Genomic DNA, 23,775 nt, shown 5'->3' with positions numbered 1-23,775 from the left:
ATGAGCAATCCTGATCTCGTGATCCGCGGCGGCAATGTCGCGGACGGAAGCGGCGGCGAGCTGTTCGAGGCCGACGTCGCCATCACCGGCGGCAGGATCAGCGAAGTCGGGAAGGTCTCCGCGAAAGGCCGCGAAGAGATCGACGCGCGCGGCAAGCTGGTGACGCCGGGCTTTGTCGATGTGCACACCCATTACGACGGGCAGGTCACCTGGAGCCAGGACATCACGCCGTCGTCGCAGAACGGCGTCACCACCGCGATCATGGGCAATTGCGGCGTCGGCTTTGCGCCGTGCAAGCCTGCCGACCACACCCGCCTGATCCAGCTGATGGAGGGCGTCGAGGACATTCCTGAGCCGGTGCTGAGTGCCGGCATTCCCTGGGCCTGGGAGAGCTTTCCGGACTACATGAACTGGCTCGGCAAGCGCGATTTCGACATCGACGTCGGCGCGCAGCTGCCGCATGCCGCGCTGCGCGTCTATGTCATGGGCGAGCGCGGCGCACGCCGCGATCCCTCGACGCCTGAGGACAACGCGGCGATGGCGAAGCTCGCGGGCGAGGCCGTGCGCGCGGGCGCGCTCGGCTTCTCGACCTCGCGCACGCTCAACCACCGCACCTCGACCGGCGATTTCACGCCGACCCTGAAGGCCGGCGAGGACGAGCTCACCGCGATTGCCGGCGCGATGCACCGGCAGGGGCGCAGCGTGCTGCAATTCGTGCTCGACCTCTCCACCATCCACGAAGACCTGCCGATGATGCTGCGGGTGGCGGACAGCACAAAATGCCCGATCTCGTTCTCGATCACGCAGAACGACAAGGCGCCAAACCGCTGGCGCCAGACGCTGGACGAGATCAATGCAGCGGCCAGACGCGGCCTCTCCATCACCGCGCAGATCGCGGCCCGGCCCGTCGGCCTCCTGCTCGGGCTCGAGCTTTCGCGCAATCCGTTCCAGACCCATCCGAGCTACAAGGCGATCGCGCACCTGCCGTTGAAGGAGCGGCTGATGCAGCTGCGTCAAGCCGACATGCGCAAGGCGATCCTGAGCGAGACGGCGACTGCGACCGACGATCCGCTGTTCTTCCGGCCCAACTACGACAAGATGTTTTTGCTCGGCGATCCCCCCGACTACGAGCAGCCGCCGGAGAACGCGCTGGGGCCGCGGGCGCGCCAGCAGGGAAGGCAGCCGGAGGAGCTCGCGTACGAGGCCATGCTGTCGGACGACGGGCGCGGCATGCTCTACGTGCCGTTCCTGAACTATTCCGATGGCAATCTCGATGCGACGCGCGAGATGCTGCTCGATCCGCAATCGGTGCCGGGCCTTTCCGACGGCGGCGCGCATTGCGGCATCATCTGCGATGCCAGCTTTCCGACCTATCTCTTGACGCACTGGACGCGTGACCGCACGCGCGGCGAGAAGCTGTCGATCCCGTTCGTGGTCGCCGCGCAGTCGCGCAAGACCGCGCTCTCGGTCGGCCTCACCGACCGCGGGCTCATTGCTCCCGGCTATAAAGCCGACGTCAACGTGATCGACTACGACCGGCTGCATCTGCATCCGCCGAAGGTGCATTACGACCTGCCGGTCTGCGGTCGCAGGCTGTTGCAGGATGTCGACGGCTATGAGGCGACGATCGTCTCGGGCGTGGTGACGCGGCGGCACGGCGAAGCCACCGGCCGGCGGCCGGGCAAGCTGATTCGTGGCGCGCAGGAGATGGCGAGCTAGCGAGGCGACCGCTCACCCTCCCCTGGAGGGGGAGGGTCGGCTCATATGGAGCGCAGCGACATGTGAGACGGGGTGGGGTGACAGTCTCTCTCCACCGATACGGTGCCCGAGCGGAGAGATCACCCCACCCCGCTCGCGCTTTGCGCGATCGACCCTCCCCCTCCAGGGGAGGGTAAGAAAGAGGCCGCCGCTTACGTCGGCGACACCGCGCCCTTCAGCGCTGTGCCCTGCGCCGCCGCACCGCGGGTCAGCCTGGCCTTCTCCGTGTTCGGCCACAGCAGCAGCAGGCCGATGACGCCGGAGCCAATCATGACCGCCGCGTTGATGGTGAAGCCGGTCAGGTAGCCGTCGAGCATGGTGCCGGCGCGCTGGATCACGGTGCCCATCACGCTCGGCGCGATGATCCCTGAGAGCGTGTAAAGCGCGCCGTAGATCGCGATCACCGCGCCGCGCTGCGAGGCCGGGGTGAACTCGCCGAGCATCGGCGGGCAGACCACGTAGATCGCACCGCACAGGCCGGAGCCGACGACGAGCAGCGCGATCTGCAGGCCGGCGCCCTCGACATGCGCCATCGCGGTGAGGATCAGGCCGCCAATGATCAGCGGCACAGAGCCGAGCACGCCGCGCGAGATGCGCGTGGTGTAGCCGCGCGCCATCATCACCTGCGAGATCCAGCCGGTGAGGATGACGATGGTAGCGCCGAACACCCAGGGCAGGATTGAGATGAAGCCGGCCTGGCTCTGCGAGAAGCCGAGCCCCTTGACGATGAAGGGCGTGAACCAGGTGAGGCCGAGCGACAGCGCCCAATAGGCGCCGAACGTCGCGATCACGCAGCCGAGGAAGGTGCGCGAGGTCAGCAGCTGCACGTACGGAATCTTCGGCTCAGTGGCGGCCAGGACCTCGGTATCCTCCAGCGGGCCTTCCTTGCCGAGCGCGAGCCAGGCCGCGACCCAGATCAAGCCGACGATTCCGAGCGCGCCGAAGGCGTAGTGCCAGGAATGGTTGACGATGATCCAGTTCAGCGCCGGCACCGCCAGGATGACGCCGAAGGCCGAGCCCTGCGACAGGATCGCGGTCGGCAGCGTGCGCTTCTCGTCGGGGAACCATTTGTAGATCGCGTGCGCGGCGACCGAGAAGGCCGGGCCTTCGCCGGCCCCCAGCACGATGCGGCAGATCAGAAGCGTGGTGAAGGATACCGTGCCGACCATCGGGAACTGCGCCACCGCCCAGATCACCGCCAGCGTCAACAGCACCCAGCGTGTCGGCACCTTGTTGACGATGAAGCCAACCACGATGGCCGAGATCGAGAACAGGAAGAAGAACGAGGACCCGAGCAGGCCGAACTGCTCGGCGCTGAGCTTCATGTCGGTCATGATCGGCACGCCGGCGAGACCGACGACGATCTTGTCCGCGAAGTTCACCACCATGAAGAGAAAGAGGAGAAATGTAACGGTCCAGGCGCCCTGTGGCGTCTTGGTCGTTCTAGCCGCCACATTCGGCGTTCCCTGAGCGCTCATCATTCTCCCCGCATGTCTTTTTCGGCACTTTTTTGATTTGGCCGTCTTGGAAGCTAACAGCGGCTTCAGGGCCAACGCAACCCCGGCATTTCCGCATCAGGTGTGCTACGCAGCATTCTTACCTCTCCCCGTCGGGGAGAGGTCGATTTGCGTAGCAAATCGGGTGAGCGGCCTTGGGCTCTCAAGAGACCGTAACCCTCACCCGCGCCTATGGCGCGACCTCTCCCTATGGGAGAGGTGGAAGAGAAGTGGCAGGCCCGTGCTGAGCATCCGAAACCTCTCAAAGACCTTCTCCTCGGCGGGCGAGCCCGTCCACGTTCTGCGCGGCGTCGACCTTGACCTCGGGGCTGGCGAGCGCGTCGCACTGACCGGTGAATCCGGCAGCGGCAAGAGCACGCTGCTGCACCTGATCGCCGGGCTCGATGCCGCCGATGGCGGCTCGATCCGGCTGGGCGACATCGAGGTCACCAAGCTCTCGGACACAGGACGGGCCGGCTTGCGGCGCGATCGCATTGGCCTGGTTTTTCAGCAATTCAACCTGATCCCGAGCCTCTCCGTCGCGGACAATCTCGCCTTCCAGGCCCGGATTGCCGGCCGGCATGATGCGGCCTGGACCGAGGAGCTTGTCGAGCGGCTCGGACTCGGCAGCCTGCTCAAGCGTTATCCAGAGCAAATATCCGGCGGCCAGCAGCAGCGGGTCGCGATCGGCCGGGCGCTGGCGACAAAGCCCTCGCTGCTGCTGGCGGACGAGCCGACCGGCAATCTCGACGAAGCCACTGCCGAGGAGGTGCTGGCACTGGCGCGCGATCTCGTCTCGCGCACCGGCTGCGGCTTCCTGATGGTGACGCACAGCCTGCATCTCGCCGCCACGCTCGACCGTCATCTCACGTTGCATGCAGGGCGCATTTCATGAGACGCGCGCTCTGGGTCCTCGCCGTGCTGCTCAGCCATTGGCGGCGCCACAAGATGCAATTCGCGACGCTGCTCATCGGATTGATCGCTGCAACCGCGCTGTGGAGCGGGGTGCAGGCCATCAATCAGCAGGCCCGCAATGCCTATGACCGCGCCGCGGCGACATTCGGCGGCGTGCGCACGGCGATGCTGGTCGCTCCCAATGCGGCGACTTTCCCGCAGGAGCTGTTCGTAAAGCTCCGCCGCGCCAGCTGGCCGGTGTCGCCGATGCTGGAGGGACGTGTCCAGATCAACGGGCATTCGGTGCGGCTGCTCGGTATCGAGCCGGTCACGCTGCCGGTCGACGTCGGCAACGCGCCGCGCCTGGGTGCCGCGGATCTCAGCAGCTTCGTTGCTCCGCCCGGCCAGACATTGGTGGCCCGGGAGACGCTGCGGGACTTGCAGCAAGCAGAAGGCGCGGCCCCGGCGATCAGCAGCGGCGCAAAGCTGCCGCCGCTGCGCGTCGTGCCGCAACTCGCACCCGGTGTGCTCGTGGTCGATATCGGCGTGGCACAACGGCTGCTGAGCAAGCCCGACCAGGTCTCGCGGCTGCTGATCGGCAAGCCGAAGGGCAAGCCCGCACCGCTCGCGAGCGTCGTCGGCGAGCAGTTGCAGCTGATAGAGCCGAATGCGGAGACGGAGTTGGAGCGTCTCACCGACAGTTTTCATCTCAACCTCACCGCCTTCGGTCTGCTGTCGTTCTTCGTCGGCCTGTTCATCGTCAATTCTGCCGTGGGCCTTGCCTTCGAGCAGCGGCTGCCGATGCTGCGCACCTTGCGCGCCTGTGGCGCCTCGGCGCGACTGGTCAATACGGTGCTGGTGATCGAGCTGGTTGCACTGGCGCTGGCCGCAGGCCTGATCGGGCTCGCTTGCGGCTATTTCATCGCAGCCGCCCTGCTGCCCGATGTCGCGGCCTCGCTGCGCGGGCTCTATGGCGCGCAGATCCCGGGGCAGCTCAGCCTGCGAGGCGAATGGTGGCTCGCCGGCATCGGCATCAGCGTTGCGGGCGCGCTCGTGGCGGCGGCGACGAGCCTGATCAAGGCGATCAGGATGCCGGTGCTGGCGACGGCGCAGCCGGGCGCCTGGCAGCAGCGGCAACGCCGCTGGCTGATCCTGCAGAGCTGTGCGGCCTGCGCCGTGTTCGCCGTCGCGCTGATGCTGCTCCACTACGGGCAATCGCTGATCGCAGGGTTCGGCGTGCTGGCCGCGCTGATGTTCGGTGCGGCACTGATCCTGCCGGCCTTCCTCGACATCATCCTGCTCGTGGGTCAGCGCCTCGCGCGCGGCCCGCTCGCGCTGTGGTTCTGGGCGGACAGCCGGCAGCAGCTTTCCGGATTGTCGCTGGCGCTGATGGCGCTGCTGCTCGCGCTTGCCGTCAATGTCGGGGTCTCCACCATGGTCGAGACCTTCAGCCGCACCTTCATCGGCTGGCTCAACGGGCGGCTTGCGGCCGACGTCTACGTCAGCGCCTCCGACAATGCGCAGGGTGTCGCGATCCGCAACTGGCTGAAGGATCGCAGCGATGTTCAGGCGATCCTCTCGGGCGGACGCGCCGAAGCGCAGGTTCAGGGCCAGCCGGTGGAGCTGCTCGGCCTGCCCGATCACGCGCTCTATCGCGAGCGCTGGCCGCTGCTCGAGACCGCGCCGCGCGCCTGGACCCGGCTGGTGCCGGGCAATGCCGCCTTCATCAGCGAGCAATTGAGCCGCCGGCTGAACGTGCAGATCGGCGACGTCGTCGAGGTGCCGGCGCCGGGCGGGAGCTGGGAGCTCGACATCGTCGGCATCTATGCCGATTACGGCAACCCCAAGGGGCAGCTCACGGTGAACGTCGCCGCACTGCTCCGGCAGTTTCCGCAGACGCCGCAGACGCGGATCGGCCTGATCGTCGCGAGAGAGAATATCCCCGCCCTGATCGCGGCCTTGCAGAAGCAGTTCGGGCTCGACGACCGCAGCGTCGCCGACCAGGCGACGGTGAAGGCGGAATCGATCCGCATCTTCAACCGCACCTTTGCGGTGACGTCGGCGCTGAACGCCTTCACGCTCGGCGTCGCCGGCATCGCCTTGCTCACGAGCCTCCTGACGCTGGCGAACTCCCGACTGCCGCAGCTTGCGCCGCTGTGGGCGATCGGCCTGACGCGGCCGCGGCTTGCCGCGATCGAGCTGACCAAGACGCTCTCGGTCGCGCTGTTCACGGCGCTGCTGGCCGTGCCGCTCGGCCTTCTGGTCGCGTGGTGCCTGATTGCAATCGTGAACGTGAAAGCGTTCGGCTGGCGGTTGCCGTTCCACGTCTTCCCGTTGCAGCTGGTGGAGCTGGTCGCGGTGGCGCTCTTCGCCTCGCTGCTTGCGGCGCTGCTGCCGATGGTCCGGCTGGCGCGGATGCAGCCGGCGAATCTCGTCAAGGTGTTTGCCAATGAGCGCTGAAGCAATCACGCGACGCGCCTTCGCCGGCGGCATCGCTGCGCTGGCGCTCGCACGCCGCGCGGCCGCGCAGGGCTATGCCGGGCTCGGCGAGACAGCGGACGGCTTTGCGAAGGTGACGCCGGGAAGGACGTTCGCCTTTCCGGCCGACCACGGACCGCATCCAGAGTTTCGTATCGAGTGGTGGTATCTCACGGCAAACCTCGTCGACGCGAGCGGTGCTCCTTGCGGCCTGCAATGGACGCTGTTCCGCCAGGCTTCGCAGCCGGGTCCGCAAGGCGAAGGCTGGGCCAATCAGCAGGTGTGGATGGCGCATGCGGCGGTGACGCGCGCCGACACCCACCGCTTCTCTGAGACGTTTTCACGCGGTGGCGTCGGGCAAGCCGGCGTGACGGCAAAACCGTTCGATGCCTGGATCGACGATTGGGAGATGAAGAGTCTCGAGCGCACCGACGATCGCACCTTGGCGCCGCTGAGGCTGAAGGCGTCCAGCACTGATTTCAGCTACGCACTGACGCTCGAGGCCGATCGTCCGGTCGTATTGCAGGGTGATCGCGGCTACAGCCGCAAGTCGGAGCGCGGGCAGGCTTCGTACTACTACAGCCAGCCGTTCTACCGTGCCCGCGGCACGCTCAGCATCGACGACAAGCCGGTCGATGTCTCGGGCCAGGCCTGGATGGACCGGGAATGGAGCAGCCAGCCGCTCGACGCCGACCAGACCGGCTGGGACTGGTTGTCACTGCATCTGTCATCCGGCGACAAGCTGATGCTGTACCGGCTGCGGCAGAAGGACGGTAAGGATTATCCGTTCGGCAATTGGATCAGCGCCAGCGGCGAGACGCAGATGATTGCAGGGAACGACATCCAGATGATGCCGAAGGCGACGGCGGAAGTCGCGGGACGCAAGCTGCCGGTGCAATGGGAGATCGCGATACCGTCGCGATCGTTCGCGATCCTGTGCAAGCCGCTCAATCCCAGAGCCTGGATGGGGACCGGCTTCTCGTACTGGGAAGGGCCAATCAGCTTTGCCGGCACGCATGACGGCGTTGGCTATCTCGAGCTGACCGGCTATTGAAGCGCGGCTTCTCTTCAAGGGGTTTCGCGATGTATCATCTCACCGCGCTCGTCACGCTGCTGGCGATCGCATTTTATTTCTTCACCGCCATCAACGTCTCACGCTCGCGCACCAAGACCGGCGTCAAAGTGCCTGCGATGGCGGGCCATCCGGATTTCGAGCGGGCCTTCCGCATCCAGATGAACACGCTGGAATGGATGCCGATTGTCCTGCCCGCGCTCTGGCTGTTCGCGATCTATATCAGCGACGCCATCGCGGCGGGGATCGGCGCGATCTGGATCATCGGCCGTATCGTCTATTTCGTCGGCTATTCGCAAGCAGCGGCCAAGCGCGGCACGGGCTTCGCGATCCAGGCGCTCGCCGCCATGGCGCTGTGGGTCGGGGCGCTGGGAGCGGTGGTGTTGCGGTTGGTGAAGTGAAGCCCTGCATCACGCGGGCGCGTGTCCCGGGCACGCTGCAGCACGTCCGGGACACGAGAGCCTTACTTCGTCAGCGGACAGCCGCTTTCCTTGGCGGTGAAGAAGGCCTTGTCACCGGGGACGGTGGCGAGCAGCTTGTAATAGTCCCAGGGCTTCTTCGACTCCGAGGGCTTCTTGACCTCGAACAGATACATGTCGTGGACCATGCGGCCGTTCTCGAGCACCTTGCCGCCCTGCGCGAAGTCGTCGTCGACCGGCAGCTCCTTCAGCTTCTTGGCGACGGCATCCGGATCCTTGGTGCCGGCAGCCTTGACGGCTTTCAGGTAGCTCAGCGTCGCCGAATAGGTGCCGGCGTGGATCATGCTCGGCATCCGCCCGGTGCGCTTGAGGAAGCGCTCGCCGAGATGGCGCGTCTTGTCGTTGAGATCCCAGTAATAGCCCTCGGTCAGCACCAGACCTTGCGCAGCCTGAAGGCCGAGGCCGTTGACTTCGGCGAGCGTCATCAGGAGGCCGGCGAGCTTCTGGCCACTTGCGACGATGCCGAATTCGGACGCCTGCTTGATCGAGTTGGTGGTGTCGAGGCCGGCATTGGCGAGGCCGACGATCTTCGCCTTCGAGCTCTGCGCCTGCAGAAGAAAGGAGGAGAAGTCCGACGAGTTGAGCGGCACGCGCACCGAGCCGACCACCTTGCCGCCATTGGCGGTGACGATCTCGCTGGTATCCTTCTCCAGCGCGTAGCCGAAGGCGTAGTCGGCGGTGAGGAAGAACCAGGTGTCGCCGCCGGCTTTGGTCAGCGCACCGCCGGTGCCGACGCCGAGCGCGCGGGTGTCGTAGGCCCAGTGAAAGCCATAGTGCTGGCAGGCATCGCCTGTCAGCCGCGAGGTCGCGGCGCCGACGACGATGTCGATCTTCTTCTTTTCCTTGGAGAGTTCATGGATCGCGAGCGCGACCGAGGAGGTCGTCAGCTCCGTGATCATGTCGACATTCTCGACGTCGTACCAGCGCCGCGCGATCGAGCTGGCCAGATCCGGCTTGTTCTGGTGGTCGGCAGTGACGAGCTCGATCTTCTGGCCGAGCACCTCGCCGCCGAAATCCTCGATCGCCATCTTGGCCGCTTCGACCGACCATTTGCCGCCGTAATCGGCATAGACGCCGGACTGGTCGTTGAGGATGCCGATCTTGACGCCTTGCGCGGATGCGGGAACCGCAATCAAGAGGGCCGAGGCCGCTGCGGCCCAAAGTGCTGATTTCATATGTTTATCTCCAGCATTCTTCTGTGAAATCGCGCGGATGATAGTGAAGAACCCCGCGTGCGCCCATCCATTTCATATTGGTCGTTAGTATGGGATTCTGCACACCAAGCTCCCGCTGTCGTCCCGGGGCGCGCGGAGCGCGAGCCCGGGACCCATAACCACAGGGAGACGTTTGGCAATGACTCGGAGTTACTGTGTCGCCCCACACTTCTCCCTGTGGTTATGGATCCCCGCCCCCGTGCGCAATTGCGCACTCGGCGGGGATGACAGCGGAGGGTGTAGCGGCGTCCAGGTCCATCGAGGCAGACGTCAGGCCACCACCTCCGGCTTCTTGTCGCGCCGCCCTTCCGCGAGGTTCCGCACCACGACGTAGAAGATCGGCGTGAACAGCAGGCCGAACAGGGTGACGCCGATCATGCCGAAGAACACGGCGACGCCGACGGCCTGGCGCATCTCCGAGCCGGAGCCGGTCGAGATCACCAGCGGCAGCACGCCGAGGATGAAGGCGAAGGAGGTCATCAGGATCGGCCGCAGGCGCAAGCGGCAGGCGTCGATGACGGCCTCCAGCCGCGGCTTGCCTTCGTTCTCGATGTCGCGCGCGAACTCGACGATCAGAATCGCGTTCTTCGCCGCCAGTCCCACCAGCACGACGAAGCCGATCTGGGTGAGGATGTTGACGTCCTGGCCCATGATGCGCACGCCGATGGTGGCGGCGAGCAGGCACATCGGCACGATCAGAATCACCGCGAACGGCAGCGTCCAGCTGCCATATTGCGCGGCGAGCACGAGATAGACGAACAGCACGCAAATCGGGAACACGTAGAGACCGGCATTGCCGCCGGTAATCTGCTGATAGGACAGGTCGGTCCATTCGAAGGTGAAGCCGCTCGGCAAGGTGTCGTTCGCGAGCTGCTTGATGGCGTTGAGCGCGGTGGTCGAGCTGGTGCCCGGCGCCGGCTCGCCCTGGAGCTCGGAGGCCGCGTAGAGATTGTAGCGCGCGACGCGGTCGGGCCCCGAGACGTCCTTGAACTCGACCACGCTGCCGAGCATCACCATGTCGCCGGACGCATTGCGCGTGCGCAGGCGCGCAAGATCGCTCGGCTCTTTTCGGTACGGGAAGTCGGCCTGCGCGGTGACGTGATAGGTGCGGCCGAACAGGTTGAAGTCGTTGACATAGGTCGATCCGAAATAGGTCTGGATCGTTTCATTGATGTTGGAAATGGGGACACCCAGCTTCTGCGCCTTGGTGCGGTCGATGTCGACGAAGAGCTGCGGCGTGTTCGCCGTGAACGGCGAGAACACCGAGGGGGCGAGCAGCGAGGGCGATTTGCGCGCGGCCGCGACAAGCTCGTCGGTGGCCGCAGCGAGCATTTCAGGCCCGCGGCCCTGGCGGTCCTGGATGCGGATGGCAAAGCCGCCGCCGGTGCCGATGCCCGGCACGGCCGGCGGCGGAATCACGATGATGAAGGCGCCCTGGATCGCGGACAACCGCTTGCGCAGCTCGGCCGTAATGGCGGTGGCGGACAGGCCCTTCTTCAGCCGCACCTCCGGCTCGTCGAACACAGGGAATAGCGCCGCCGCATTGCCGGCCTGCGTGCGGGTGGCGCCGGAGAAACCGGCAAAGGCAGCGACGCGAACGATGCCCGGCGTATCCAGCGAGATCCGCTCGATCTCGCGCACGACCTCGGTGGTGCGCGCCAGCGACGCCGCGCCCGGCAATTGCACCGATATGATGACGTAGCCGCGATCCTGCGCCGGGATGAAGCCCTGCGGCGTGGTCGCGATCAGCCAGCCGGCGCTGCCGATCAGCACGACGTAGAACAGCAGCATCACCACCGAATGCCGGATCACGAAATTGGCGAGGCCGGCATAGCCATGCGAGAGCCGGTCGAACAGACGGTTGAACACGCCTGTGAACGCATTCCAGCCGCGCGCAATGACATTCCAGCTCGCCGGCGGCCGCTTCTCCTCATGCGGCGTGAGGATCTGCGAGGCCAGCGCGGGCGAGAGCGTCAGCGAGCAGAAGCAGGAGATCGCGGTCGCGACCGCGATGGTGACGGCGAACTGCTGGAAGAATTGCCCGGAAATGCCGCCGAGGAACGCGGTCGGCACGAACACCGCGCATAGCACCAGCGCAATCGAGACCAGCGCGCCGCCGACCTCCTCCATCGTCTTCAGCGCGGCATCGCGACGACTGAGGCCGTGCTCGAGATGGCGCTCGACATTCTCGACCACGACGATGGCGTCATCGACCACGATGCCGACGGCGAGGACGAGGCCGAACAGCGTGAGATTGTTGATGGAGAAGCCGAGCGCCGCCATCACCGCGAAGGTGCCGACCAGCGACACCGGGATCGCGATGATCGGAATGATCGCGGGCCGCCAGCCCTGCAAGAACACCAGCACGACGACGACCACGAGCAGCATGGCCTCGTAGATGGTCTTGATCAGCTCGTGGACGGACTGGGCGATGAACTCGGTCGGATTGTAGCCGATATTGTAGTCGAGGCCCTTGGGAAAGCTCTCCTTGAGCCTCGTCATGGTGTCGGAGATGTTTTTTGCGGTCGCGAGCGCGTTCGAGCCCGGCCGCTGCGTCACCAGCATGGCCACCGCCGACTTGCGCAGCAGGAAGCTGTTGGTGGAATAGGCCAGCGCCCCGAGCTCGATGCGGGCGACGTCGCGCAAGCGAACGACCCGGCCGTCGGAGCCTGCCTTGATCAGGATGTCCTCGAACTGCTTCTGGTCCTTCAACCGCCCGGTGAAGGTGAGGTTGGGCTGGAAGGCGCGGTCGACGATCGGCGGCTCGGCAATCTGGCCACCGGCGATCTGCACGTTCTGGGCGCGGATCGCCGCCAGCACCTCGGCCGAGGTCAGTCCGAGATTGGCGATCCGGTCAGGGTCGAGCCACAGCCGCATCGAATAGTCCCGCGCGCCGAAAATCTGGATGTCGCCGACTCCGTCGATGCGCAAGAGCTGGTCGCGGACCTGCAGCAGGGCGTAGTTCGAGATGTAGAGCTGGTCGAACGTGTCGTCAGGCGACAGCATGAACACGACCATCAGGATGTCGGGCGAGTTCTTGCGCGTGGTGACGCCGTTGCGCTGGACTTCTTCAGGGAGCCGCGGCTGCGCGATGGCGACGCGATTCTGCACCAGCACTTGCGCCTTATCGAGATCGGTGCCCAGCTTGAAGGTGACGGTGATGGTGAGCTGGCCGTTCGAGGTGGCCTGGCTGTAGAGGTACAGCATGTCCTCGACGCCGTTGATCTCCTGCTCGATGGGAGCTGCGACCGTGTCGGACACGGTCTGCGCGGAGGCGCCGGGATATTGCGTGGTGACGACGACGGTCGGCGGCACCACTTGCGGATATTCGGAGACCGGCAGCGTCGTGTAGGCGAGCGCGCCGACGATCAGGAGCACGATCGACAGCACCATCGCGAGGATGGGCTGGTTGATGGAGAGACGGCCGAGATTCATGGCTTGCCACCGGCTGGGGCTTGCGCGGTCTGGGGAGCGACCTTGGCGCCGACGCGGGCGCGCTGGATGCCGTTGACGATGACGCGGTCGTCGGCCTTCAGCCCGTCACGGATCACACGCAGGCCGTCGTCGAGCGGTCCGAGCACCACGGGACGTGCCTCGACCGTGTCGTCAGGCTTGACCACGAAGACGATCTTGCGGGACTGGTCGGTCGCAATCGCAACGTCCGGAATCAGCAACGCCTCATAAGGCGCGCTGCCGATCAGGCGGACGCGGCCGAACTGGCCGGGCAGGATCGACAGATCGGTGTTCTTGACCACCGCGCGGCTGCGCAGCGTGCCGGTCGAGACGTCCAGCCGATTGTCGAGGAAATTGACGATGCCCTCGTGCGACGGCTTGGTCTCGCCGGCGAGAGTCACTTGCACCGGGTTCGCCGTATCGCGCGAGCTTGGCCGCCGTCCCTCGAACCACAGCTTGCTGTATTTGATGAACGTTGCCTCATCCATGTCGAAATAGATGTAGATCGGATCGAGCGCGACGATCGACGTGAGGAGCGTCGAGGTGCCGGTGTCGCTGCCCTGCACGAGATTGCCGGGGCTGACGAGATGGCGGCTGACGCGGCCGGTCAGCGGCGCAGCCACATGCGTGAACTCGATGTTGAGCTTGGCAGCCTTCAGCGCGCCTTCGGCCTGCATCTCGGCGGCGTGCGCGGCCTGCAGGGCCTGGCGGCGCTGGTCGACGACCTGCTCGGAGACTGCGCTGGTCTGCACCAAATTCAGACCACGATCGAGCTCGCGCTTGGCAAGCTCCACTCTTGCCCGTGCGTCGGACAGCTGGCCCTCCGCCTGAGTGGCCACCGCCTCGAACGGGCGCGGATCGATCACGTAGAGCAGATCACCCTGGCGCACGATGGCGCCGTCCTGAAACTCGACCGAGTTGACGAAACCGCCGACCCGCGGTCGCACCTGGACCTCCTCCACCGCCTCGAAGCGGCCGGTGAACTCGTCCCAATCGGTGACCGTGCGCTTGACCGGCTGGGCGACCGTCACCGGCGGCGGTGGCGGGGCCGCAGCCTGCGATGCCGGCTTGTCGCAGCCGGACAGGGCGAATGCCGCGGCGAGAAGCCCGGCGATTGCGCTGACCTGAACGAAATCGTGCTTTTTGATCAACTGCCTGCTTCCGTCCGGTCCGCTCATCCCCAGGTCCTCGCATCCAAGCCGCAGGAAATGCAGGGTACGCCTCTACCTGCGGGCGTCACAAGATGGGCAGCAAAGATGAACTCTTCAAGACCGATGCGCGTGCAATGCTTCGAACGATGCCCTGACCGGATGACGGGTTGACAGGGAGAGGGACGATGCCGTGTAAGGCCGTCGAGGCTCGCCAGACCCTGCCGTGAAGGACCGGGCTCTCGGACTTGCGAGCTTTTCCCGCGGCCATCCATCGAGATGCCCGCTTCAGGCGGGCGCGTCATGAGAGAGAGCTACTTCCGCAGCCTGGCCTTGGCGCCGGCGACGATCTGCATGGCGACGCCGGCAATCCAGCCGACCAGGACGAGCCAGGTCCAGGCCATGTGCGGATCGAGCCGGAGCACGATCACGGCGACCGAGGCAAAGGCGGTGAGCGTAGCGCACAGCGTGCCGGCGGCGCTCATGAGCTCGGCGGCATCGATCTGGCTGTGCGCATCGTCGAAAGGCATCTGCGGCGTGTCGATGCCGAGATAGAAGCCGATGCCGCCGAGCAGCATCATCAGCAGCAGGAAGCCCTGCGTGGTGAGAGTGGGGATCGCCGAGCCGACATAGGCGCCGACGAACAATCCGCACGCGGCCCCCGCCATGGCAAGACCGACGCGCTCGAACACATGGGCGGTTTTACGAACACGAAAATGCATGGCCAGCCTCCGCGAGGCGTTGAGTGTGAGAGGTTAGGCCAGTTTTGCGGTGGGTGGAAGGCGAGGAGTTTTACGGATGCGTGACGGGGGTGAGAGCGAGCGCAACACACTCAGCAATCATCCCGGACAAGCGCGCGGAGCGGAGCGCAGATCCGGGACGACAGCGGAGCTTATAGCGCCGTCATCGCACCACACTCGCCCTCACCGCGCCCCGAACGTGGTCTTGCCGAACAGCGCCTTCTGCGTCGAGGGCTGCGAGCGCCAATATTGCGGCGGCGCCTCAACCATTCCGCCGAGCTCGGCGGCGGCGTGCCAGCCCCAGCGCGGATCGTAGAGCAGGCCGCGGGCAATCGCGACCATGTCAGCCTTGCCTGACGCAACGATCTCCTCCGCGTGCTTCGGCTCGGTGATGAGGCCGACGGCGATGGTGGGCAGGCCGGTCTCGCGCTTGATCGCCTCTGCAAACTGCACCTGATAACCGGGACCGAGCGGGATTTTCTGCAGCGGCGAGACGCCGCCGGAGGACGCATCGATCCAGTCGACACCGTGCGCCTTCAGCGCGTTCGCGAATTCGATGGTTTGCGCCAGATCCCAGCCGCCCTCGACCCAGTCGGTCGAGGACACCCGTATGCCGACCGGCTTGTCAGCGGGGAACGCGGCGCGCACCGCGTCGAACACCTCCAGCGGAAAGCGCATGCGGTTCTCGAGGCTGCCGCCATATTCATCGGTGCGCTTGTTGGAGATCGGCGAAAGGAATTGATGAATCAGATAGCCATGCGCGCCATGGACCTCGATAGCGTCGATGCCGAGCCGCGCGGCGCGCTTGGTCGAATCGACGAAGGCCTCGCGGATGCGCTTCAGGCCCACCGCATCCAGTGCCAGCGGGGCGGCCTCGCCCTCCTTGTGCGGCACCGCCGACGGCGCCACCGTCCGCCAGCCGCCCTGCCCTTCCGGAATCAATTGGCCGCCGTCCCAGGGGCGCGCGCTCGAAGCCTTGCGGCCGGCATGGGCGAGCTGCATCGCGATCGCGGTGGAGGAATGCTTGCGCACCGAATTGAGGATCTGATGCAGCGCGGCCTCGCAGGCATCGCTGTAGAGCCCGAGGCACCCCGGCGTGATGCGGCCGATCGCCTCGACATGCGTCGCCTCGATGCAGAACATCGCCGCGCCCGACAGGCTGAGATTGTTGATGTGGGTGAAGTGCCAATCCGTGGCGACGCCGTCCTCGGCCGAATATTGGCACATCGGCGACACCATGAGGCGGTTCTTCAAGGTCAGGCCGCGCAGCTTGATCGGGGAAAACAGGGCGCTCATGCGGGGAGTTCCGGAGGATGGAGGATGATGATGGGAGTGTAGTGACGGACGCGCGGATTGCTAGTTGCGCGGCGGGAATGGGGGACCGTGGGGCCATGCATTGCGCGCGTCATACAAACTCGGTTGTCGGCCCCGGGGCACGCGCAGCGTGAGCCCGGGATCCATAACCACGGGATCCGGTTTGACGAAAACCGGGGGCCACGAGCCTTCGCCAAATCACGTCCTGGGGTTATGGGTCCTCAGATGCGCAATTGCGCATCATAGCTCGCGACTTCGTCGCGCCCCGGGACGACGGCTGTGGCTACTCCGCCAGCGTGAATTGCAGCAGCAGGGTTCGCTGCAGCATCGAGAAATTGTCGTCGGAGATCAGGGTCAGCACCGTCTCCCCCTCGGCCGTGACGTGGGCGTCGATGCCTTCCATGTTGTCGATCTCGTGGCCGAGATCGGCGGCGAACAGCGCGGGGCCATCGACCAGCGCACCGGGCGCGATTGCTTTCAGCGGGATCGCGCGGATGCGGATGTTGACGCCGGTGAACCAGGAGAATTTGCGTTCGAGGATGAGCAGTTCGCCGGAGGGCAGCAGCACGGCATCGCTGATGTCGTATTTCTCGGTACGCCGCACGCTGAACTGGCCGGGCGTGGGACCGCCAATCAGGAAGGCGACGAGGTTGCCGTCGGCATCGAGCCCGCGCTCGGAGAAGGCGATCAGGGTGCCGGCGAGCGGTAAGTTCTGGTCTTTGCCCTTGGGCACGACGACCATCGCCTCCAGCCCCTTGTTGGAGGGCAGCTTGCGCAAGGCGGCTGGGACGGCAATCATCTCGCCACGGGCGCGGGTGCCGCCCTTGGCAAAATCGTAGCGCAGGATCTGGTTGACGCGCTCGAGCCCGACATAGACGAGGCTGCCGTCGCGCGCGATCGATTCCGAATCCCACCAGAGGTGCTTTTCCGTGATCGGCCGCCCTTCGGCGCCGAGCAGCGGCGCGGCCTCGACGTCGGCAAGGCCGACCATGTCGCGGCCGGAATAGCGGATGCTGCCGGTGAACCAGCCGCCCTGGTCGGAGATCGCGAGGAAACGCTCGCCCTTGCCGTCGAGGAAGCGGAGGCCTGACAGGCCGCCGAAGCCGCGATAGGGCGAGGTCAGCACCAGGCCGCTGCGATAGTCCAGCGAGCCGAAGCGCGTGCGCGTGCGGTCGCGCGGCTCGAAATTGGGAATGCTGCGCGCGTTGACCTCGACGCTGACGGGCGCCGCGACGGCGTGCTCGACCTGAAGCGGGCGCGGTGGCGGCTCGGTCGCGGCTTGCGCCTGCGCGAACCTGGAGACTGCGAATGTGGAGAATCCCGCCGCGGCGTGCCTGAGAAAGCTGCGGCGGGATGCAATCGTGCTCACGAATGCAATTTGCGTCGCGGGCGACCGGCCGCTTGCGTTGGCGCCGTGTTGGTCTCGCTGAAGAGCTCGGCGAGCTTTTCGGTGATCGCGCCGCCGAGCTCCTCGGCGTCCACGATCGTCACGGCGCGGCGATAATAGCGCGTCACGTCATGGCCGATGCCGATCGCGATCAGCTCGACCGGCGAGCGGGTCTCGATCTCCTCGATGATGTGGCGCAGATGCCGCTCGAGGTAGTTGCCGGGATTGACCGACAGCGTGGAATCGTCGACCGGCGCGCCGTCCGAGATCATCATCAGGATCTTGCGCTGCTCGGGCCGGCCGAGCAGGCGCTTGTGCGCCCAGTCCAGCGCCTCGCCGTCGATGTTCTCCTTCAGCAGCCCCTCGCGCATCATCAAGCCAAGGTTTTTGCGCGCACGACGCCAGGGAGCATCGGCCGACTTGTAGATGATGTGACGGAGATCGTTGAGGCGGCCGGGATTGGCCGGCTTGCCGGCGGCAAGCCACGCCTCGCGCGATTGCCCGCCCTTCCAGGCCCGCGTGGTGAAGCCCAAAATCTCGACCTTGACGCCGCAACGCTCCAGCGTGCGCGCGAGGATGTCGGCGCAGGTCGCGGCGACCGTGATCGGGCGGCCGCGCATCGAGCCGGAATTGTCGAGCAGCAGCGTCACCACGGTGTCGCGGAAGGTCGCCTCCTTCTCGTGCATGAAGGACAGCGGATGATAGGGATCGGTGACGACGCGCGACAGGCGTGCAGGGTCGAGGATGCCCTCTTCGAGGTCGAACTCCCAGGCGCGGTTCTGCTGCGCCATCAGGCGGCGCTGCAGCCGGTTGGCGAGACGGGCGACGATGCCTTGCAGATGTGCGAGCTGCTTGTCGAGATAGGCGCGCAGCCGCTCCAGCTCGTCATGGTCGCAGAGATCCTCGGCGGCGATGACCTCGTCGAATTTCGGCGCGAAGGCGTGATATTCCGGCCCGCGCGGCTCGTTCCTGCCGTGCTGGTTCGGGCGCGTCGCCTCGCCCGGCGTCTCGTCGTCGCCGAGCTCGCCGTCGTCGAAGGTGTCGGAGGTCGAGGCCTGCGCGCTTTCCATCGCGCTCTCGCTCATCTCCTCGGATGTTGCCTGCGCCTGGTCGGCGCTCATCTCCTGCGCGGCATCGGAATCGGGCGAGCCCTCGGCGCCGGACTGGTCATTGTCGCCGTCCTGGTTCTCCTCGTTCTCGTCGTTGTCCTCGCTGTCGGCGTTGCGCTCGTCGCCGAGCTCGAGCGCAGACAACAGATCATGCACGGCATCGCCGAACTTGGTCTGATCCTCGAGCACGCCGTCGAGCCGGTCGAGCCGCCTGCCGATCTTGTCTTCGAGAATGGGACGCCAGAGGTCGACCATCTTCTTGGCCGCCGTCGGCGGCGCCATGCCGGTGAGGCGCTCGCGCACCAGCATCGCCAGCGCGTCCGCCAGCGGCGCGTCGGCGCGGTCGGTGATCTCGTCGAACTTGCCGCGGTGGAAATGGTCGTCGAGCATCGCGGTGAGGTTCTTGGCAACGCCCGCCATGCGGCGCGCGCCGATCGCCTCGACGCGGGCCTGCTCCACCGCCTCGAACACGCCGCGCGCCTGCGGATTGCCGGGCATCAGCTTGCGATGAACCTTGGGATCGTGACAGGCGATCTTGAGCGCGATCGAATCGGCGTGGCCGCGCACGATGGCGGCGTCACGCTTGGTCATCTTGCGCGCCGGCTCCGGCAGCCGCGCCTTGCCGGGCGCCAGGCCCGGCCGCTCGGCGGCGAAGGAGACGTCGAGCTCGGGCGATTTCGCGATCGCCTTGAGACAGGAGGCGACCGAGCGCTTGAACGGCTCGGTCGGCGCTTCCTTGTTGTTGCGGAATTTGGAGTTGGATGATGATGTGCTCATAGCGACTTCGTAAACGAATGGCGCGTCACGCCGCCGGGATAGCCGTCGATGGTGCCGAATTCCTGATACCCGCAAGAACGATAGAAGCCCGGCGCCTGGAAACTCATCGTATCGACATGGGCCCGGATCGCGCCGAGCCGTCTTGCCTCGTCCTCGATCGCCGCGATCAGCTTCGTGCCGTGACCCTTGCCGCGCTGCTTCTGGTCGATCCAGAAATACTGGATGAACAGAACCGTGGACCAGAGTTGCCCGACGATGCCGCCGACGATCTTGCGGCCGTCCTTCAGCGAAACCGCGATGCTCTTGACCTTCTGCTTCCCAAACTTCTCGTCGTTGTAAGCGCCGAGACCGGCGAGCACAGCCTTCTTGGTGGTACCAATGGTGCGCTCGACGGTGATGGTTTGCATGGGGTCAGCTGAGCGCCACGTTGACCGCCGATTCCGGCAGCTCCGCATTGAAGCAGCGCTGATAGAACTCGGCGACCAGGGGACGCTCGAGCTCGTCGCACTTGTTGAGGAAGGTGACGCGGAAGGCGAAGCCGATATCGCCGAAGATGTCGGAATTTTCCGCCCAGGTGATCACCGTGCGCGGGCTCATCACCGTCGACAGATCGCCATTGGCGAAGGCGTTACGGGTGAGATCGGCAAGGCGCACCATCTTGTTGACGATGTCGCGGCCTTCCTGGGTGCGATAATGCTTGGCCTTGGCCAGCACGATCTCGACTTCCTCGTCGTGGCTGAGATAGTTCAGCGTGGTGACGATCGACCAGCGGTCCATCTGGCCCTGGTTGATCTGCTGGGTGCCGTGATAGAGGCCCGAGGTGTCGCCGAGGCCGACCGTGTTGGCGGTCGCGAACAGGCGGAACGCCGGGTGCGGCTTGATCACCTTGTTCTGGTCCAAGAGCGTCAGGCGTCCCGAGACTTCCAGCACGCGCTGGATCACGAACATCACGTCCGGGCGGCCGGCGTCGTATTCGTCGAACACCAGCGCGACGTTGTTCTGCAGCGCCCAGGGCAGGATGCCGTCGCGGAATTCGGTGACCTGCTTGCCGTCGCGGACCACGATGGAGTCCTTGCCGACGAGGTCGATACGGCTGATGTGGCTGTCGAGGTTGACGCGCACGCAGGGCCAGTTCAGGCGTGCCGCGACCTGCTCGATATGGGTGGATTTGCCGGTGCCGTGATAGCCGGTCACCATCACGCGGCGGTTCCGGGCAAAGCCGGCGAGAATGGCGAGCGTGGTGGCGCGGTCGAAACGATAATCGGAATCGACTTCGGGCACGTGAGGATCGACTTCGGAATAGGCCGGCACTTCGAGATCGCTGTCGATCCCGAACACCTGGCGCACCGACACCTTCATGTCGGGCTGACCGGAAACTTCCTCAACTTTGGACAGGGCGGCGGTCGTCATCAATCCTCCGAGGTCCCGGGCGGTCCCGAAACCGGTTATTCGCACGTTGGCTGCGGCTGGGTGCTGAAAATCAACCTATCAGAGACAACGAGCCGGCAGAAGCCCGCCCACCAATCAAAGTTCCGTTGTCTTTTCATTTAGATAGGCAAGGAGCGCGGTTTTTGGAGGGCTGCCTTGCGAATCACGCCCAAATTCGGGCGGGTCGCGCCGTTCCGTGCGAATGGTTACTTTGGCCGTATGCGGTTACTTATGTAGGGTCCGAAGCTCCCATGCTCCAGCCCTTCAAGAGACGACGTGACGTCCTTTCTCGATCCCCTCATCGCCTTCGTCTCCGCCCATCCGTGGCTGGCCTACCTGACCCTGTTCCTGGCGGCGCTGCTCGAAGCCGTTCCGGTGGTGGGATCGGTGATCCCCGGCTCGACCATCATCCTGGCGCTGAGCGCCCTGGTCCCGGGCGGCGAATTGCAGCTGCCGTGGGTGCTGCTCGCGGCCGCAGCCGGCGCCGTGCTCGGTGACGGGTCGGCCTATTGGATAGGGCATAGGCGGCAGCGGGAAATCCTCAACACCTGGCCGCTGACCAATTATCCGCGCCTGGTCGCCGAGAGCGAGAATTTCTTCCACCGCTTCGGCACCTGGGCCGTGTTCTTCGCCCGCTTCGTGCCGCCGATCCGCGCCTTCGTGCCCGTGACCGCCGGTGCGCTCGGCATGGCGCCCGCGAAATTCTATGCCGTGAACATCCCGGCGATCCTGGCCTGGGCGCCCGCCCATGTGCTGCCGGGCGTGCTGGCCGTGTCGGCGCTGCACGAATATGCCGGGCTGCATCATCACGCACATGTCGGCAAGCACGTTTGGATCTTGACGGTGGTAGCCGTCGCGATCGTGCTGGGCGTAGCGGTGTGGATCTATCGCCGGCGGAATGGTGATGTCGCGGCGAAGACGCCGCAGGCCTAGTTCGGCAGCACGACTTGTTTTCACTGCGGCGGATTGAGCAACACCCAGAGCCGTGCGATTTTGCCACCTTCGACTTCGGCTACGTCGGCTCCGGTCACTGCAATAGGGCCTTGCTCGGGTCCGGCATGCCAGGCCAGACGCGCCAAGCCATGATGCCCGACTGCAACGCCATCGGGTACGAACCTGAATGTCGGTCCGAACTGCTTCAGAAGCTCTCGGGCGACGCGCGATATCTCCAGTCGTCCCCGAACGATCTTCGTCGGCTCGTACATGACGGGCTCTTCAACGAACAACTCGGCAATGGCGGTCCGCCGCTTGTCCTCGTCCCGCTCGTTGAACACGCGCTCCAAATTGGCCCGTAGAAGTCGGTCGAAATCGATATCATTGCTCGCAGCCTTTCTCATCTCGTTGGAGAACATCCTCGAAGCCATCAGCCGAACTTGACCAGGTTCAGCGCCGGAAGCGGACCGCCCGGAAACTGGGTCAGCCTGGCTCCGACCGCGAGCGAACCGAGATCGATGCCAAAGAATCCGAGCCGGTCGATCAGCGCGCCGACACTTGCCTTCGCATCGGCGTCGTCGCCCGAGTAGAACAGCACGCGCTTGCCGCCGTCGCTCGCCGGGTCTGTTGCGAGGAGCTGCGCCAAGAGGTGATTGAACGCCTTCACCACCCGCGCACCTTGCACCAGATCGGCGAAAACTTCGGACGAGGCGCGACCACCGAGCTCCGCCGGCTTGAACAGCGGCGCCTCGATCGGATTGTTGGCGTCAACGACGATGCGCCCGCCGAATGGCGGCAGGCCGGCAAGCGCATCAGGCAGCTTCGACCAGTTGACCGCAACGAAGACGATATCCTTGGCCGCAGCTTCCTCGCGGGTGCCGGCGATCACGAGCGGACCGATCTCGGCCACGGTCGTCCTAAGACTGTCCGGGCCGAGGCTGTTGGACAGGGTCGCGGCGATGCCATTGCGCGCCAGTGCCTGGGCGATTGCGCGGCCAATATTGCCTGCGCCGATGATGCCGATGGTGGACATGGAATGCTCCGAGCTGTTTGGGATCAGGCGAGCTGATCGGTGGCCCAGAGATGACCCAAACATTGCCCTTTGATTAGGAGGATATTGCTCGTAAGATTTTCAACGATCACTTGCAAATGAGCCCATGGAAACACTGGCCAACCTGGAATCATTCATACGCAGCGCTGAGTGCGGCAGCTTCTCGGAGGCTGGCCGGCGCCTTTTGCTGACTCCGGCAGCGGTCAGCCGCAACGTCGCCATGCTGGAGCGCAATCTCGGCGTCCGATTATTTCATCGTTCGACACGGAGGCTGACGCTCACCGAGGCCGGCGAGACGTTTCGCACAGCCATCGCCGGCCATCTTGAGGGACTGCAGGCCGCGATCGCCGGAGCATCGACCGGACGCGAGGAGCCGGCGGGCGTTCTCAAGATAAGCCTGCCGCCGACATTCGGCACAGCCCATATCCTGCCACTGCTTCCCGGCTTCCTGGCCCGTTACCCGCAGGTCCGCCCTGAGTGGCACTTCGAGAACCGTCAGGTCGATCTGGTCGGTGAAGGCTATGACGCCGCGATCGGAGGTGGGTTCGAATTGTTGCCCGGTCTTGTCAGTCGCACCCTTGCGCCAGCACACATCATCGCCGTGGCGTCTCCAGCCTACATGTCCGGGCGAACATCACCGACCAAGCCGGACGAACTGGCCGCACTGGATGGCATCGTCATGCGCTCGCTGCAGACGGGACGCATCCGGCACTGGTCGATGCGCGATGTTTCGGGGCGGGAAGTTCAAGCCCCGCTATCTGAGTCGATCGTGGTCAACGATCCCGCTGCGATGCGCGAGGCGGCACTGTTGGGCCTGGGCGTTGCCATGCTTGCCACCGCCGACATTCTTCCCGCGCTCGAAAACGGGTCGCTGCTACGCCTGGTGCCACGATGGTACTGTGACGCTGGCGCAATCTCGATTTACCACGCATCGCGCAAGCTTGTGCCCGCGAAGACGAGAGTCTTCGTGGACTGGGTTGCCGACGCATTCAAGAAAAACAGGCTCGCCGAACGCTTCGCCGGAAGCCTGAGCTAACAGGACCG

19 protein-coding genes are annotated in these 23,775 nt (G+C 65.4%); 7 read left to right on the top strand and 12 right to left on the bottom strand.

What is annotated here, in order from left to right; all coding sequences use genetic code 11:
- Positions 1-1,719, top strand: a complete 1,719-nt coding sequence (locus AB7M16_RS21410) for an N-acyl-D-amino-acid deacylase family protein (protein ID WP_453945139.1) — start codon at positions 1-3, stop codon at positions 1,717-1,719.
- A gap of 191 nt (positions 1,720-1,910) precedes the next feature.
- Here AB7M16_RS21410 and AB7M16_RS21405 read toward each other — a convergent pair whose 3' ends face one another.
- Positions 1,911-3,236: an MFS transporter gene (locus tag AB7M16_RS21405; RefSeq protein WP_172786562.1), complete on the bottom strand. Its 1,326-nt coding sequence runs from the start codon at positions 3,234-3,236 to the stop codon at positions 1,911-1,913.
- Between the two features lie 259 nt (positions 3,237-3,495).
- Between AB7M16_RS21405 and AB7M16_RS21400 the strand changes: the two genes are divergently transcribed.
- The 4 genes from AB7M16_RS21400 to AB7M16_RS21385 are packed head-to-tail and all read left to right on the top strand — an operon-like array spanning position 3,496 to position 8,099.
- Complete coding sequence (locus AB7M16_RS21400; RefSeq protein ID WP_453945138.1) at positions 3,496-4,149, top strand: ABC transporter ATP-binding protein; 654 nt, start codon at positions 3,496-3,498, stop codon at positions 4,147-4,149.
- On the top strand, positions 4,146-6,608 hold the full coding sequence (locus AB7M16_RS21395) for an FtsX-like permease family protein (RefSeq protein ID WP_453945137.1): 2,463 nt from the start codon (positions 4,146-4,148) through the stop codon (positions 6,606-6,608). The genes AB7M16_RS21400 and AB7M16_RS21395 overlap by 4 nt, the downstream gene beginning before the upstream one ends.
- Entirely contained in the window at positions 6,598-7,680 is a 1,083-nt protein-coding gene (locus AB7M16_RS21390; protein ID WP_453945136.1) for a lipocalin-like domain-containing protein, read from the top strand. Before AB7M16_RS21395 ends, AB7M16_RS21390 begins: the two co-directional genes overlap by 11 nt.
- Before the next feature lie 29 nt (positions 7,681-7,709).
- Positions 7,710-8,099, top strand: a complete 390-nt coding sequence (locus AB7M16_RS21385; RefSeq protein WP_212258902.1) for an MAPEG family protein — start codon at positions 7,710-7,712, stop codon at positions 8,097-8,099.
- A gap of 62 nt (positions 8,100-8,161) precedes the next feature.
- Here the strand turns inward: AB7M16_RS21385 and AB7M16_RS21380 are convergent, their stop codons facing one another.
- The 9 genes from AB7M16_RS21380 to cobS all read right to left on the bottom strand — a co-directional run bounded on the left by AB7M16_RS21380 (position 8,162) and on the right by cobS (position 20,729).
- Positions 8,162-9,352: an ABC transporter substrate-binding protein gene (locus AB7M16_RS21380; RefSeq protein WP_453945135.1), complete on the bottom strand. Its 1,191-nt coding sequence runs from the start codon at positions 9,350-9,352 to the stop codon at positions 8,162-8,164.
- Positions 9,353-9,661: 309 nt separating this feature from the next.
- Positions 9,662-12,826: an efflux RND transporter permease subunit gene (locus tag AB7M16_RS21375; protein WP_453945134.1), complete on the bottom strand. Its 3,165-nt coding sequence runs from the start codon at positions 12,824-12,826 to the stop codon at positions 9,662-9,664.
- Positions 12,823-14,022 carry an efflux RND transporter periplasmic adaptor subunit gene (locus AB7M16_RS21370; protein WP_453945133.1) on the bottom strand — a complete coding sequence of 400 codons (1,200 nt, stop codon included), beginning with the start codon at positions 14,020-14,022 and terminating at the stop codon, positions 12,823-12,825. Before AB7M16_RS21370 ends, AB7M16_RS21375 begins: the two co-directional genes overlap by 4 nt.
- 284 nt (positions 14,023-14,306) lie before the next feature.
- Complete coding sequence (locus AB7M16_RS21365) at positions 14,307-14,714, bottom strand: hypothetical protein (RefSeq protein ID WP_172786554.1); 408 nt, start codon at positions 14,712-14,714, stop codon at positions 14,307-14,309.
- Between the two features lie 201 nt (positions 14,715-14,915).
- Entirely contained in the window at positions 14,916-16,028 is a 1,113-nt protein-coding gene (locus AB7M16_RS21360) for an NADH:flavin oxidoreductase/NADH oxidase (protein ID WP_453945132.1), read from the bottom strand.
- Between the two features lie 301 nt (positions 16,029-16,329).
- Positions 16,330-17,415 (bottom strand): esterase-like activity of phytase family protein, encoded by a 1,086-nt coding sequence (locus tag AB7M16_RS21355; RefSeq protein ID WP_453945131.1) that lies wholly within the window; start codon positions 17,413-17,415, stop codon positions 16,330-16,332.
- Positions 17,412-19,319: a cobaltochelatase subunit CobT gene (gene cobT / locus AB7M16_RS21350; RefSeq protein ID WP_172786551.1), complete on the bottom strand. Its 1,908-nt coding sequence runs from the start codon at positions 19,317-19,319 to the stop codon at positions 17,412-17,414. Before cobT ends, AB7M16_RS21355 begins: the two co-directional genes overlap by 4 nt.
- The gene (locus AB7M16_RS21345) at positions 19,316-19,726 is read right to left on the bottom strand and encodes a GNAT family N-acetyltransferase (protein ID WP_260381734.1); all 411 of its coding nucleotides are present in this window, start codon (positions 19,724-19,726) and stop codon (positions 19,316-19,318) included. Before AB7M16_RS21345 ends, cobT begins: the two co-directional genes overlap by 4 nt.
- Positions 19,727-19,730: 4 nt before the next feature.
- Positions 19,731-20,729, bottom strand: coding sequence for a cobaltochelatase subunit CobS (cobS, locus tag AB7M16_RS21340; RefSeq protein WP_172786549.1), 999 nt, complete (start codon positions 20,727-20,729; stop codon positions 19,731-19,733).
- A 294-nt stretch (positions 20,730-21,023) separates the two neighbouring features.
- On the opposite strand from cobS, the gene AB7M16_RS21335 reads away from it, so the two are divergent.
- Complete coding sequence (locus tag AB7M16_RS21335) at positions 21,024-21,680, top strand: DedA family protein (RefSeq protein ID WP_453945130.1); 657 nt, start codon at positions 21,024-21,026, stop codon at positions 21,678-21,680.
- 20 nt (positions 21,681-21,700) lie between these two features.
- Here the strand turns inward: AB7M16_RS21335 and AB7M16_RS21330 are convergent, their stop codons facing one another.
- Entirely contained in the window at positions 21,701-22,099 is a 399-nt protein-coding gene (locus tag AB7M16_RS21330) for a nuclear transport factor 2 family protein (protein ID WP_453945129.1), read from the bottom strand.
- Between the two features lie 11 nt (positions 22,100-22,110).
- Positions 22,111-22,713: an NADPH-dependent F420 reductase gene (locus AB7M16_RS21325; protein WP_453945128.1), complete on the bottom strand. Its 603-nt coding sequence runs from the start codon at positions 22,711-22,713 to the stop codon at positions 22,111-22,113.
- Positions 22,714-22,837: 124 nt separating this feature from the next.
- Here AB7M16_RS21325 and AB7M16_RS21320 point away from each other — a divergent pair, with 124 nt between their 5' ends.
- Positions 22,838-23,767, top strand: coding sequence for a LysR family transcriptional regulator (locus AB7M16_RS21320; protein WP_172786545.1), 930 nt, complete (start codon positions 22,838-22,840; stop codon positions 23,765-23,767).
- The last annotated feature ends 8 nt before the right edge of the window (positions 23,768-23,775 follow it).

This window comes from Bradyrhizobium sp. USDA 372 (assembly GCF_053629095.1).
The sequence above is the reverse complement of the archived record's forward strand: the minus strand, read 5'-3'. Positions and strand labels throughout refer to the sequence as shown.

Coding starts and splice junctions, on each gene's coding strand:
- AB7M16_RS21410 (WP_453945139.1), top strand. CDS start 1: ATGAGCAATCCTGATCTCGTGATCCGCGGCGGCAATGTCGCGGACGGA.
- AB7M16_RS21405 (WP_172786562.1), bottom strand. CDS start 3,236: ATGAGCGCTCAGGGAACGCCGAATGTGGCGGCTAGAACGACCAAGACG.
- AB7M16_RS21395 (WP_453945137.1), top strand. CDS start 4,146: ATGAGACGCGCGCTCTGGGTCCTCGCCGTGCTGCTCAGCCATTGGCGG.
- AB7M16_RS21390 (WP_453945136.1), top strand. CDS start 6,598: ATGAGCGCTGAAGCAATCACGCGACGCGCCTTCGCCGGCGGCATCGCT.
- AB7M16_RS21385 (WP_212258902.1), top strand. CDS start 7,710: ATGTATCATCTCACCGCGCTCGTCACGCTGCTGGCGATCGCATTTTAT.
- AB7M16_RS21380 (WP_453945135.1), bottom strand. CDS start 9,352: ATGAAATCAGCACTTTGGGCCGCAGCGGCCTCGGCCCTCTTGATTGCG.
- AB7M16_RS21375 (WP_453945134.1), bottom strand. CDS start 12,826: ATGAATCTCGGCCGTCTCTCCATCAACCAGCCCATCCTCGCGATGGTG.
- AB7M16_RS21370 (WP_453945133.1), bottom strand. CDS start 14,022: ATGAGCGGACCGGACGGAAGCAGGCAGTTGATCAAAAAGCACGATTTC.
- AB7M16_RS21365 (WP_172786554.1), bottom strand. CDS start 14,714: ATGCATTTTCGTGTTCGTAAAACCGCCCATGTGTTCGAGCGCGTCGGT.
- AB7M16_RS21360 (WP_453945132.1), bottom strand. CDS start 16,028: ATGAGCGCCCTGTTTTCCCCGATCAAGCTGCGCGGCCTGACCTTGAAG.
- cobT (WP_172786551.1), bottom strand. CDS start 19,319: ATGAGCACATCATCATCCAACTCCAAATTCCGCAACAACAAGGAAGCG.
- AB7M16_RS21345 (WP_260381734.1), bottom strand. CDS start 19,726: ATGCAAACCATCACCGTCGAGCGCACCATTGGTACCACCAAGAAGGCT.
- cobS (WP_172786549.1), bottom strand. CDS start 20,729: ATGACGACCGCCGCCCTGTCCAAAGTTGAGGAAGTTTCCGGTCAGCCC.
- AB7M16_RS21330 (WP_453945129.1), bottom strand. CDS start 22,099: ATGTTCTCCAACGAGATGAGAAAGGCTGCGAGCAATGATATCGATTTC.
- AB7M16_RS21325 (WP_453945128.1), bottom strand. CDS start 22,713: ATGTCCACCATCGGCATCATCGGCGCAGGCAATATTGGCCGCGCAATC.
- AB7M16_RS21320 (WP_172786545.1), top strand. CDS start 22,838: ATGGAAACACTGGCCAACCTGGAATCATTCATACGCAGCGCTGAGTGC.